The organism is Arcicella aquatica (genome assembly GCF_034928825.1).
In the GTDB taxonomy this organism is placed as follows: Bacteria; Bacteroidota; Bacteroidia; order Cytophagales; family Spirosomataceae; genus Arcicella; species Arcicella aquatica.
The window spans coordinates 50,579-63,432 of sequence record NZ_JAYFUL010000003.1 but is presented as its reverse complement, the minus strand read 5'-3'; the positions used below and the strand labels follow the sequence as shown (position 1 = coordinate 63,432).

The 12,854-nt window shown below is 35.2% G+C and carries 12 protein-coding genes; 4 read left to right on the top strand and 8 right to left on the bottom strand.

Features of this window, described 5'->3' with window-relative positions:
* Positions 1-132: 132 nt before the first annotated feature.
* A complete protein-coding gene (gene metH / locus VB264_RS03475; protein ID WP_323246791.1) occupies positions 133-3,954 on the bottom strand; it encodes a methionine synthase in 3,822 nt (1,273 codons plus the stop codon).
* Positions 3,955-4,301: 347 nt separating this feature from the next.
* Between metH and VB264_RS03470 the strand changes: the two genes are divergently transcribed.
* Positions 4,302-4,760 carry an Lrp/AsnC family transcriptional regulator gene (locus tag VB264_RS03470; protein WP_309919803.1) on the top strand — a complete coding sequence of 153 codons (459 nt, stop codon included), beginning with the start codon at positions 4,302-4,304 and terminating at the stop codon, positions 4,758-4,760.
* A gap of 149 nt (positions 4,761-4,909) precedes the next feature.
* Here VB264_RS03470 and VB264_RS03465 read toward each other — a convergent pair whose 3' ends face one another.
* On the bottom strand, positions 4,910-5,548 hold the full coding sequence (locus tag VB264_RS03465; RefSeq protein ID WP_323246789.1) for an alpha/beta hydrolase: 639 nt from the start codon (positions 5,546-5,548) through the stop codon (positions 4,910-4,912).
* 155 nt (positions 5,549-5,703) lie between these two features.
* Here VB264_RS03465 and VB264_RS03460 point away from each other — a divergent pair, with 155 nt between their 5' ends.
* A complete protein-coding gene (locus tag VB264_RS03460; protein ID WP_323246788.1) occupies positions 5,704-6,837 on the top strand; it encodes an acyltransferase family protein in 1,134 nt (377 codons plus the stop codon).
* Between the two features lie 32 nt (positions 6,838-6,869).
* On the opposite strand, the gene VB264_RS03455 is transcribed toward VB264_RS03460, so the two are convergent.
* Entirely contained in the window at positions 6,870-7,394 is a 525-nt protein-coding gene (locus VB264_RS03455; RefSeq protein ID WP_323246786.1) for a DUF7935 family protein, read from the bottom strand.
* Positions 7,395-7,572: 178 nt separating this feature from the next.
* On the opposite strand from VB264_RS03455, the gene VB264_RS03450 reads away from it, so the two are divergent.
* Positions 7,573-7,866 carry a HesB/IscA family protein gene (locus VB264_RS03450; protein WP_309919815.1) on the top strand — a complete coding sequence of 98 codons (294 nt, stop codon included), beginning with the start codon at positions 7,573-7,575 and terminating at the stop codon, positions 7,864-7,866.
* A 24-nt stretch (positions 7,867-7,890) separates the two neighbouring features.
* Positions 7,891-8,778, top strand: coding sequence for a Ppx/GppA phosphatase family protein (locus VB264_RS03445; RefSeq protein WP_323246784.1), 888 nt, complete (start codon positions 7,891-7,893; stop codon positions 8,776-8,778).
* Between the two features lie 283 nt (positions 8,779-9,061).
* On the opposite strand, the gene VB264_RS03440 is transcribed toward VB264_RS03445, so the two are convergent.
* From VB264_RS03440 to VB264_RS03420, 5 genes are all read right to left on the bottom strand, one after another.
* Complete coding sequence (locus VB264_RS03440) at positions 9,062-10,006, bottom strand: aldose 1-epimerase (protein WP_323246783.1); 945 nt, start codon at positions 10,004-10,006, stop codon at positions 9,062-9,064.
* An 80-nt stretch (positions 10,007-10,086) separates the two neighbouring features.
* Positions 10,087-10,860, bottom strand: a complete 774-nt coding sequence (locus VB264_RS03435; RefSeq protein ID WP_323246782.1) for a TIGR02757 family protein — start codon at positions 10,858-10,860, stop codon at positions 10,087-10,089.
* Positions 10,861-10,980: 120 nt separating this feature from the next.
* Positions 10,981-11,148: a hypothetical protein gene (locus VB264_RS03430; protein ID WP_309919826.1), complete on the bottom strand. Its 168-nt coding sequence runs from the start codon at positions 11,146-11,148 to the stop codon at positions 10,981-10,983.
* A 3-nt stretch (positions 11,149-11,151) separates the two neighbouring features.
* The gene (locus VB264_RS03425) at positions 11,152-12,093 is read right to left on the bottom strand and encodes a LysM peptidoglycan-binding domain-containing protein (protein WP_323246780.1); all 942 of its coding nucleotides are present in this window, start codon (positions 12,091-12,093) and stop codon (positions 11,152-11,154) included.
* The gene (locus VB264_RS03420; RefSeq protein ID WP_323246778.1) at positions 12,083-12,832 is read right to left on the bottom strand and encodes a DUF4905 domain-containing protein; all 750 of its coding nucleotides are present in this window, start codon (positions 12,830-12,832) and stop codon (positions 12,083-12,085) included. The genes VB264_RS03425 and VB264_RS03420 overlap by 11 nt, the downstream gene beginning before the upstream one ends.
* Between the last annotated feature and the right edge of the window lie 22 nt (positions 12,833-12,854).

Sequence of the window (12,854 nt, the reverse complement as noted above, 5' to 3'; positions counted from 1 at the left end):
TTCTTGATTTTCTTTTGTTACTTTTCTTTCATCAAGGAAAGAAAAGTAAGGACTAGACAATAATATGTAGAAATCCTCTCAAATTGGCACTTAAACGCACTGTTTTGTGAGAAAATTCGGTATAACTAATGTCTAATCATAATTCAACACTGGTGCTAACCATCTTTCCGTATCTTCCAAACTCATGTTTTTACGGTTGGCATAATCTATTACTTGGTCTTTAGCTATTTTACCTAACCCAAAATATTTACTATCAGGATGCGAGAAATACCAACCACTTACTGAACTAGCTGGATACATCGCAAAACTTTCTGTCAGGATAATGCCCAATTTTTCCTCCGCTTGTAATAAAGCAAATAAGGCTGCTTTTTCGGTATGGTCTGGACAGGCTGGATACCCTGGTGCTGGACGGATACCATCGTATTTTTCAGCAATTAAATCTTCCGTACTTAAGTTTCCTTCATTTGAATAACCCCAGAATTCTTTACGTGTACGTTCGTGCATCAATTCAGCAAATGCTTCTGCCAAACGGTCGGCAAGGGCTTTTACCATGATTGAGTTGTAATCATCATGATCACGGTCATACTTTTCAATCAAAGGCTCAATACCTATACCAGCAGTTACCGCAAAAGCACCTATATAATCTTGTTCACCTGTTTCAACTGGCGCAATAAAGTCACTTAAACAAAGGTTTGGCAAATGCGATGCCTTTTGTCCTTGTTGGCGTAAATTATGCAAAATCGTTGGCGTTTCGTCATTTTTTACCACCCGATATTCTTTGTGCGTATGCACACCATGTTTTTCACAAGGAATCTCACGGATTACTTCTTCAAAATCTGATAAAATAATATCATCTTCATTTGAATTGGCTGGATAGAAACCAACAACGGCACGGGCTGTTAATAATTTATTATCGATAATTTCTTTTAATAAAGCCTGCGCATCGTTGAATAATTTTCGTGCCTCTGCTCCTACTATTTCATTATCAAAAATCTTAGGGTATTTCCCTGATAACTGCCAAGTAGAAAAGAAAGGAGTCCAGTCGATATATTTAGCGATTTCGGCTAAATCATAATTATCAAAATAACGATTACCCAGAAATGTTGGTTTCTTAGCTTTGAAATTTGTCCAATCGATTTTGTCTTTATTTAACCTAGCTTTTTCAATCGGCACATAGTTTTTATCTTTTTGGCGACTAGCATGGTCGATTCTCATCTGCGCATACTGTCCTTTGATTTCATCAAAAATCTCTTGATTGGTCTGCTCACTCTGCATTAACCTACCCGCCACAGGTACACTTTTAGAAGCATCCAATACGTGAATTACTGGTCCAGCATAATGAGGGTCAATCTTCACTGCGGTATGGATTCTGGAAGTAGTAGCACCACCAATCAACAAAGGCATTTTAAAGCCTTGACGCTCCATTTCCTTGGCAACCCCAACCATTTCATCCAACGAAGGCGTAATCAAACCCGAAAGTCCGATGATATCAACATTATGTTTTCTGGCTTCATCCAAAATTTTGGCAGTTGGTACCATTACCCCCAAATCAATGATTTCGTAATTATTACAGCCCAACACTACCCCTACAATATTTTTACCAATATCATGTACATCGCCTTTTACAGTGGCTAATAAAATTTTACCTGCTGAAGAACTTTCGCCATCTTGCTTTTCTGCTTCAATAAACGGCAATAAGTAGGCTACGGCTTTTTTCATTACACGAGCTGACTTTACAACTTGTGGTAAGAACATTTTCCCTTCTCCAAACAAATCTCCTACTACGTTCATGCCATCCATCAATGGCCCTTCAATTACATGCAAAGGCTTTTCTACAGACTGTCGAGCTTCTTCTACATCTACGTCAATAAATTCTGTAAGACCTTTAATTAAGGCGTGTTCTAAACGTTTTGATACAGGTAAATCTCTCCAAGCATTGTCTATTACTTGTTCTTTCCCTTTTGATTTTACCGTTTCTGCAAAGGTTACCAAGCGTTCGGTAGCATCATCTCTGCGGTTCAACAATACGTCTTCACAAAGCTCCAGCATATCTTTTGGAATGTCGTCATAAACACCCAACTGACCTGCATTTACGATACCCATATCCATACCAGCCTTAATAGCATAGTACAAAAAGACAGTATGCATGGCCTCACGAACAGGCTCATTCCCACGGAATGAGAAAGAGATATTGGATACTCCACCCGATACTTTAGCGAAGGGTAGGTTTTCTTTTATCCATCGTGTAGCATTAATAAAGTCGACAGCATAGTTATTATGTTCTTCTAAACCAGTTGCTACTGTCAGGATATTTGGGTCAAAAATAATGTCTTCTGGAGGAAAACCTACTTCATCTACCAAAATATCATAAGCACGTTTACAAATTTCTATACGTCTTTCATAAGAATCTGCCTGACCTTGTTCATCAAAAGCCATTACTACTGCCGAAGCGCCATAACGTTTAACTTTCTCGGCCGATTCTCTGAATTTACTCTCTCCTTCTTTTAAGGAAATAGAGTTTACGATAGATTTCCCTTGCACACATTTCAGCCCTGCTTCGATTACCTCCCATTTAGAGGAGTCAATCATAATCGGCAATTTAGCAATGTCTGGTTCGGCCATCAATAAATTCAAGAATGTTTTCATGGCTTCTACCCCATCAATCATTCCTTCATCCAAGTTTACGTCGATTACCTGTGCTCCACCATCTACTTGTTCGCGTGCTACCGCAATGGCATCATCATATTTTCCTTCACGTACCAAACGAGCAAATTTCTTTGACCCTGTTACGTTACAACGCTCGCCAATATTCACGAACATGGTATCTTCTTTGATAATCAAAGGCTCTAAACCAGAGATAATCTGATGATTATGTACTTCAGGTAATTGTCGTGGAGGATATTTAGCAGCTACCTCTGCAATGGCTTTTATATGCGCAGGGGTTGTTCCGCAACATCCACCGATGATATTCATAAAGCCATGTTGAAGGAAATCTTCAACGATGACTGCCATTTCCTCTGGCGACTGGTCGTATTCACCCATTTCATTGGGTAAACCAGCGTTAGGATGGGCAGAAACCATAAACGGTGCTTTATCAGCCAAAATCTGTACGTAAGGACGCATTAAATCGGCTCCTAAAGCACAGTTTAATCCTACTGAAAGTAAATCAATATGTGAAACAGAAGCCAAGAAAGCCTCAGTAGTTTGTCCAGATAACGTTCTTCCCGAAGCATCCGTAATTGTTCCAGAAACCATGACAGGTATTTTGGTATCTGGATGAGCCAATACGGCTTTAGGATTATTTTGTTTGGGAATAGAAGTACTTTTTAAAGGACGAATCGTTCCGTTCTTTTTATCATTCTGAAATAAATCTATCGCATATAAAGCCGCCTTAGCATTTAAAGTATCGAAGATTGTTTCTACTAATAATACATCCGCACCGCCATCTACTAAGCCTTGTATTTGTTCGTAATATGCATCTACTAATTCATCAAAAGTAACTGCTCTGTAACCAGGGTCGTTTACATCAGGCGAAAGCGAAAGCGTACGGTTTGTAGGACCAATAGACCCTGCTACAAAACGAGGTTTGTTAGGGTTTTTAGCTGTGTACAAATCTGCTACTTCACGCGCAATTTTAGCTGATTCGTAGTTTAATTCATACACGTATTCTTCCATGTGGTAATCAGCCATAGCAATAGAAGTACCTGAAAAGGTATTTGTTTCCGCAATGTCAGCACCAGCTTCAAAATACTTGGCGTGAATCTCTTTGATTACTTCTGGCTTTGTAATAGAAAGCATATCGTTGTTTCCCTTTACTTCATGCGGGAAATTGCGAAACTTTTCACCACGGTAATCAGCATCACTTAATTTATATTCTTGAATCAATGAACCCATCGCACCGTCAAGCACTAGGATTCTGTTTTTCAAGATTTCTCTTATATTGGGATTGTTCATATCTTTTATGAGCTATAAGCCATAGCCTTATAACTTTATTTACTTATTTATCTTTCCGTGGCACAATATTATACACTTACATATAGATGAATATTCGGCAAAAACACTGAATAAATCGATGATTTCGTTTATAATAAAATACAAAAATACTTGTGTTCTTCCAAATAACATAAATTAGGCACAAAGTTATCCCAAAAAGATAATTCATTTGCTTTGTTGAATCAAATTGGATATTATTTCTACTTTTAAATAGTGAATAGGATAAAATTCATTAAATTTAAAGCCTAATTTAAAAATTTAAGGATAAATTATCTTAGTAAATACTTAAACCACCCAAACACATCAAAATGAAACTAGACTCAACAGACAGAGAAATCTTAAAGCATTTGCAAGAAGATGCTCATCTGACTACCAAAGAATTGTCGGGCAGACTGAATTTATCCCCCACCCCAGTTTATGAACGTGTAAGAAGACTTGAAAAAGAAGGGGTAATAAAGGGCTATGTTGCGTTGGTAAATCGTGAAAAAATTGAGAAAGATTTAATGGTTTTTTGTAGCATTCGCCTAAAGGAACATGCGCAAGAAGCAGGGGCAAAATTTGTCAAAGAAATTGTTCAGCTTGATGAAGTACAGGAATGTTATAATATCTCTGGAGATTACGATTTTATGTTAAAAATTATCGTCCACGATATGCGTGAATACCAAGGTTTTCTGATGAACAAATTAGCATCTTTGGAAAACATTGGCAGTACTCATAGTATTTTCGTAATGTCAGAAATTAAGGCGGAGACTAAATTGAAGGTGTAATTTTGTTATTATGTTTTACAGAGTAGGCACCTTTTTACAGATTAGTCAACTTTTAAAAAGTTGACTAATCTAAATTCTCTCCTTATACTACATAAGTAGACACTCTTTTTTCTTTTGGCTATTAGTATAATCTACAACTAGAAGGATATTCAAATCAAACCACGAATTTTTTGAGTCAGTTCTTCCGCTTTATTTAAAGTCATTAAATGCCCTCCTCCGTTTACGATTATATCACTTTTCACAAAGTAAAAAGGCAAAATTTTATCCGCTGTTCCATGAATATGTACTAAATTTTTGTGAATAGTTTCGTTTTTCCAATTCACTATTTTATCAATTGCCCAAACTAAAAATTTTGGATCTGTATCTACCATAATACTTGCTAATATAGCCTTATCTTCGCTATTATCCGTTCCAAAAAGCCAATTACTAAATATATTTGGTGTTTTCAAAACCGCTGCGGGAACAAGCCTATGTAGTTTTAACAGTCCTGCAAGGCGATAATAAAATGGAATTTCTTGGTATGTTTTAGCAGAAGCAATGATAATTATTTTTTCGACGTCTATCAACTTTGCCACTTCTGTAGCCATCATTCCTCCAAATGAAAGTCCTATCAAAATTGGGCGATTGCTCTTAATTTGTTCGGTCAGCCGACGTGCATAATGTGCTATGGTTTCATTTTTGTTGGGTGCTATCCACCGAATAAAAGTAATTTCATAACCCGAAAAGTCTAGCTTCTTAAAAACTCTTTCATCCGCTCCTAGCCCACTAAAAATATAGATACTTTTCATTGAATTAAGTGATTGGTTTTAGGGATAAATCATTTCAAACTAGGTCGTGTCTTTAATAAATACAATTTATGAAAACTTGGAGAATTGAGTTTGAATAGTGTAATTTGCAAACACTTCAAGTTGTATATACTATGTAAAGTAACCTATCAAAAAATATGATAAAAACACGAATCACTTTATTGGATAGCTTTAGGGCATTGGCAATATTATCAGTAATGCTTTTTCACTATTTTTCACGAAGAATACCACCTTTATATCCTGTTTCACTGTATCCTTACAATAATGATTACGATTATTTCAGATGGGGTTATTTAGGAGTAGAGTTCTTTTTTATCATCAGTGGTTTTGTAATATTTTTCACGCTTGATAACACGCCATTTTTTCGTTCCTTTTGGAAGAAAAGATTAATGAGATTATTGCCTTCTATGATTATTGCTTCGGTAATTACCTACATTATTTTCAACCTTTTCGATACTGATAATATATTTTACAACAGTCATAAAATAGTTAATTTCATACCAAGCCTTACTTTTATTCAACCCAATTTATTGAATAACCTATTCAGTAGATTTAATGTAGAACTCCATTATTTAAACGATTCTTATTGGAGTCTTTGGCCTGAATTACAATTTTATTTCCTGTCTAGTACAATTTATTATTTCAATAAAGAGAGATTTCTTAAAAATTTCATGCTGACTTCAACTATTTTGGTTGTTGTTAATTTCATCGTTGTCAATGATTCCAAATTAAATATTAATTTATTTTCTTCAGGTTTAATACGTATTGGTTTGACCCCATCTTTTTTGATGAGTTATTCAAAATGGATGCAAGAAGGATTCAATTTAATCACTTATTTGCCTTTCTTTGCTATTGGTGTTTTGTTTTATTCATTATTCAAAAACAAGCAGAACAACGCAGAAACGCCGCTTTATATTAAAATCTACCTCCTATTTTTTTCATTATTTATTATTTACTCAGGCGTTAATTTTTCTACAAAGGCAATCTATGGGGGTATGTTTTTATTGTTTTTCTTATTTATCTATCTCCCAGATAAGCTTGCCTTTTTTGAAAATAAAATAGTGAGCGATATTGGTGAATCTTCCTACTTCTTGTATTTAATACATGAAAATACAGGTGTTTTAATCATCTATTCATTTGGTGCCTATTTTTCACCATTTGGTTGGGCATTCACTTTAATTACTATTCTAACATTGATTGCTCTTAGTAATCTGTACACGTTCAGGATTGACAAGCACTTAAATCGTTGGTTGAAAAAGAAATTAATGTAGTGATAGACAACGTCAAATGTAGATGCTAAATCCTACATAAAATTATTACGCATTTCTTGTTTTAAGAATTTTAGGGCATCGTCTGATGGAGCAATATTTTTAGAAAGTACTACTTCCAGAATACGTTTTGATAACTCAAGTGAAGGGGCATTTGGGTCGATATCTTTGGCTGATAAATTAATCAATGCTACTATTTCGTTCATAGCATTTTTGATGTTCAACCAAGCCTCATCACTCAAATATACTTGTTGAGCGAGGTTATGCGAAAACTCCTCTCTGATTTCAGCTAACATCAATTGTTGAAACCCTGCAACAGTGTCAACTCTACCCGACAAACGGATTAACAAGTTATTAGGCGAAATTCTTTCTAAGAACAAAGCCATGCGTTCGTAGGCCTGTAAACGAATAGGCAGGATTGTTTTGGCTGTTTCAGCTTTAATATTTAATTCTTTTTGTACTAATTCTTTTTTCAAGAAAGAACTGACTGTTAGATACATAGCCCATAAAACTAAAGCAGCGGGGAGTAAAACCTTTATTAAATCAGCAACTAATTCCATGATGTTGGGGTTTATTATTCACGATAATCCTTCAAAAATAAGTAATTTTGCCCAATGAAATTACCCTTTAATAAAGGAATCGATATTAAAGACTGTAAATTGAGGGAATTGGAAAGTACTTTTTAGCTGTATTATTCCAAGTCAATCACTATTACTTATTCATTAATGCTAAAAATCAATGACAGATACTAAAATTATTCCCATCAATATTACTGAAACTGCCAAAACAGAGGTAATCAGGGCTTTGGGTATAAAAGGCATTCCTGAGAATTATTTTTTAAGAGTTGGTTTACGTGGTGGAGCGTGTAGTGCTACTTATCTGATTGGCTTTGACAAAATGACAGAACACGATGAGCTTTACGAAATCAATGACTTGAAAGTGTTAATAGACAAGCGTCATTTGATGTATTTAATAAATATAGAGCTTGATTTTGAGGAGGAAGGAAATGGCTTTACCTTTAACAAATTATAATATTATCATTCAAAATTATTATTCATGAAAATTGCCGCAATTGACATCGGCTCGAATGCCGCCAGAATGCAAATCTCAAGAGTGCTGGAAAACGATGGTAAAATAAGTTTTAAAAAAGTAGAATACGTTCGTTTTGCTTTACGTTTGGGACATGATGTATTTAATGACGGAGAAATCAGCCCTGAGTCTGAGGTAAGAATATTCAAATTATTAAATGCCTATAAACTTTTATTAGACTTACACGAAGTAAAAGATTATATGATTTGTGCTACTTCTGCCATGCGTGAAGCAGGAAATGCCGAAGCTGTGATTACCCGTATCCACAAAATTTTGGATATGAAAATCAACATCATCGAAGGCGCTAAAGAAGCTGAACTTATCAACGACGTAGTAGTACAAGCCTTGGATGATGCCAATTATTTGCACATCGACGTAGGTGGGGGTTCGACAGAGTTAAACATTTATTCTGAAAGAAAGAAAATCGCTTCAAAATCTTTTAAAATTGGCTCTGTCCGTCTGTTAGAACATAAGGAAAAAGAGGGCGACTGGGATAAAATGCGCAGATGGATTGAAAGCAATATTGATGTAAAAACAGCTAATATTACCGCCGTAGGTACGGGTGGAAACATTAGCAAGTTATTCAATATTTCTCCTAATCATCAAGATGCTACTTCTATTAGTTATGAAGAATTGATACGCTTAAAAAACTATGTGGCGTCGTTTACTTATGAAGAGAGAATCAATAAATTACGATTAAACGCAGACCGTGCAGATGTAATTGTTCCCGCAGCACAAATCTATTTATCAGCAATGGAATGTGCAGGGGCTAAAAAAATATTTGTGCCTGATTTAGGTTTGAAAGATGGTATCATTCAGATGGTTTATGAAAGAATACAGCATCGTAAAAAATAAGGATATAAACATGAATCTTTCTTTTTTTTATTTAGAAAAACAAGTTTCGAGGTTTTGTATTTATTATCGTCTAGTCCTTACTTTTCTTTCCTTGATGAAAGAAAAGTAACCGCGCGGCGGACCGCAAAAGAAAATCAAGAATTCCTAATCGCATCGGCGAACCGACTCGCTTCGCTCAAACAGTAGGAATTCGAAAGGCGGCATCAATCATAAAAAAACGGTCTAAATTAGTTTTTCGACCGCTTTTTTATGATTTTGAAATTCGGGATGACTCATGTTTATATTATGATAAAAATACGCCACAGCTTACTTGATAGGTTTCCTCTGCTGACAAAGTCAGCAAGCCATCTCCAGAATTATAAGCATTGGTATTGCCTGTCATTGGCTCTATCGCCACACAATCGCGTGTTGGTGGAATATAAACAACCATAAAAGTAAATTGTTTATCTAGTCCTTCTTGCCAAACATTGATAGCAACATTCTGTTTAGGAGAATGAAGTATAGCCGTAATTTTATCAGCTTTTTTAACGCTAAAAACAGCATCTAGGATTTGATTGTTCAAGGCAATACCTCCACTAAAATCAACAGGTTTTTTACTGACAGAAATCATCTGTTCGTCAGGAATAGATTGTTCTGTTGCAGGAAAATCAATGTGCCAATCGTTGGCAGTTTCACCTGCTATTTTAAAATACGGATGCCATCCTAATACTACTGGCATTTTTGTATAACCCGTATTCTTGATGGTATACGTAATCGTAAATCCTTCAGTTGTTGACAACGTATTGGTTATCGCTAACACAAAAGGAAAAGGATAGCCAACATGATTGCCTTTGTATTCAAACTGTATTACAATGCTTGCTTTAGTATCGTCTGCCTCTTCTTGAACAACTTCAAAATTTGCAAAAGCCACAAATCCATGAATAGCATTATGTAGTCCTACTTCATTAATCGGTAATTGATGATTAGCATTTTCAAATGTATATTTCCCATCTCGTACCCTATTCCCCCAAGGAAACAAATGTGCAGATGGGTAAGCCGTCATTTCATTTACTAGTTGCTCGTCGGTGTCTGCCCCAACGATTACGTTGAAAAATTTGCCTTCTTTCTGGAAGGTCATTTTACGGATTATCCCACCGAATGCTGGCAAAATATTCACTGATTCTCCTGTTGTAGGATTGGATAAAATGTATTCTGTAAAACGCCCAAATTGTTCTTTTATAATTTTCATCTTGAAAAATATTGTTAACGCTATTGTTTACTATTTTAAAAAACTCAATGCTCAAAGCTAAATGCTCATTCCTACGTATTTTACATTTCGCCTTCTACTCCCAAACCGAACAAGGCAAAATCATATTTTACAGGGTCTTTGGCATCTAGCAATTTTAAATTTTCAGTTAATTCAACTGCCATTTGCCAATCTGGTTTTGGTCTTTCTACTAAGCCTAATTTACGGGCGACTCTCTCTACGTGTACATCACAAGGACAAATAAGTGTTGAAGTATCTAAGCGATGCCAAATTCCAAAATCAACCCCATGACTATCTTTACGAACCATCCAACGCAAAAACATATTCAGACGTTTACAAGAAGAGTTTTTCAGGGGTGTGGCAATGTGCTTTCGTGTTCTTTCTGGATAATTTTCCAGACTAAAGAAAAGCTCGTGAAAAGACATTAGGTTCTGCTTGACATTCGTATGCTCTGATGACGTATATTCAACCAGAAAGCCTTCTTCTAAAGATTCGTATTTTTGGTAATAGTGACGAAACCAAGCGATAAAATAGAGAGTATCAATATCATTGAAGGTGCGGTGTTTAAACGACAAAAACGGCTTGAGGTCTGCATCTTGATGATTGATGATAAAATCATGTGGGCTACCATCCATCAATGTTATCAACTCTTTGCATTTATTGATAATGGTTTTTCTTTGACCCCAAGCTAATACGGCTGACCAGAAGCCCATGATTTCGATGTCTTCTTTTCTAGTAAAAAGATGCGGAATAGAAATTGGATCGTTTGGAATAAAATTAGGCTGATTATACTTTAAATATTTTTCTTCTAATAAATCTGCGACGTAGTTAGTCATTTTGAAAGGGGAATATAAACTTACGTGGAAACGGGGAGATTCGAACGCTCGTCCACTAGTTAATCATTTTTGAAAGGGGGAAATAAACGAATGGGAATGAATTTATTCATTCCCATTCGTTTATTTAATTCTTGAAGCAACAAATGCGATAATTTTAGATGGGATAGAAAAAATCCATACTAAAACAGTATATAAAAAAGCAAAAGTTGAAATGGCAGGAAATGCTAATGCATAAAGAACATTAAACACGATATGCCCAAAAGTAATTTGTCTTTTATTGCGGCGCATTTTTTATGGGGTCATATAATTAAGCTCTGCTCTGATTCTTTTTTCAGTAGGATTCAATTTTTCAAAAGCCCTTGGTGAAAGTTTAATAATTACTTTATCGCTTCCTAAATCTGGCAACTTTCCTACTACTTTTACCCAGATACTTTGCCCATTAGCAACATTTTTTACATTAATTAAAGTTCCAACTCCCGCCGAACGATGCAATGCTAAATATTTACCTGAGTTATCTTCTACGTCAATTAATTCTGCCAATCCAGTCTCGATAGTTCTTCTATATCCTGATGCTGTTCTTACTACTTCTGATGATGTTTTTATATCATTAGGCAAAGGTTCTTCTACCTTTGCTGTTACTTTAGCATGTTCTGTCGCATCAACTGACTTATAAATTTCTGTTTTGGGCACCTCACTCCTAACTTGATTATCAGGGTATCTTTTACTTCGTTCATATTCTTTTGCATCTACAATCAGCACTTGTCCAGCTGTTAATTGGTCGCTCGTTAAGTTATTCCATCTTCTGATGTCAGCAATTGAAATTTTGTATTTGTTCGCAATTCCATATAACCCTTGTCCATATTCTACAGTATGTGTGGCAGATTTTGGTGGATCTGGTGTCAATATTGCAGTATTATGATTAGCGGATGTCCTTGCAGGAACAGTATACGTAGTAGCTTTGTTATAAGGTACTTTTATCTGTTGCCCAATATTCATATTCTCTGATATTCCAGGGTTTGCCGCTTTGAATTCAGACATTGAACTTCCGTATTTCCTCAAAATAGAATACAGCGTTTGTCTGGGTTCTACTTTATGAATTACATAAGTTTTTCCATCTTCTTTACGTACTGTAACTGAATCTAGGCTAATTTCTTTTGCCAAAGCAGATGTATATGTTGCTGACAAAAGAAAGATAGAGACAATCTTAGCAACGGACTTAGTGTTATATTTCATATCCGATGAGTTGATTTTGATTTTTAATATATAATAAAATGCTAGATTTTATTGAAAAGGTATCTATTCCTATTCCCTCACTTTCAGCAATAAAATCATGCAGTAGAATTTGTTTCTCTTTATTGGTTACTAATAAATAGTTTTGGAATTGGTTTCCTCTGTAAATATAGTAAGAAATTATAATTTTGTCATTGACTTCAAGATAATCTACCCCATTTTGGGCTTCAATATTTATTAATTGGTAGAGGAATCTAAAAATCGTTGGAAAATATGGACTTGAATCTGGATAATGCCTAACCAAATGCTCGTTTGGGTCTGGAACAAAATCATAAAATGGCGCTGTTTCTATCGCAATTTTATGATAAACTGGCATATTACTTTCATCTAACTGATAAAGCACTAAAATATTGCCATCACAACTAAAGAAAATCCAATCCTCTATTTTTTCTTTAATTGCACAAGTATCAATGTTGATAACGATTACTCCCAAAGGTTCAGGTTTTTGTTGGTCAGAATATTTGTGTAAGATTAAATGATTTCCAAAAATGCCTACTAAACCCAACCACCACGATTTTTCAGGAGAGAAGTCTTTCCATAAAATTTTGCCCGTTTTTAAATCCAATGCAGAAAAGCTTACTCGTCGGCTAGTTTCATCCCTTATTTCCAACACCATTTTATCATTAAAAAAGGCTGTATTCCAAATTTTCCCCCCGAAAGCCTCCTCTATTTTTTTTAGCATAAATTTTATTGTTATTTTACGT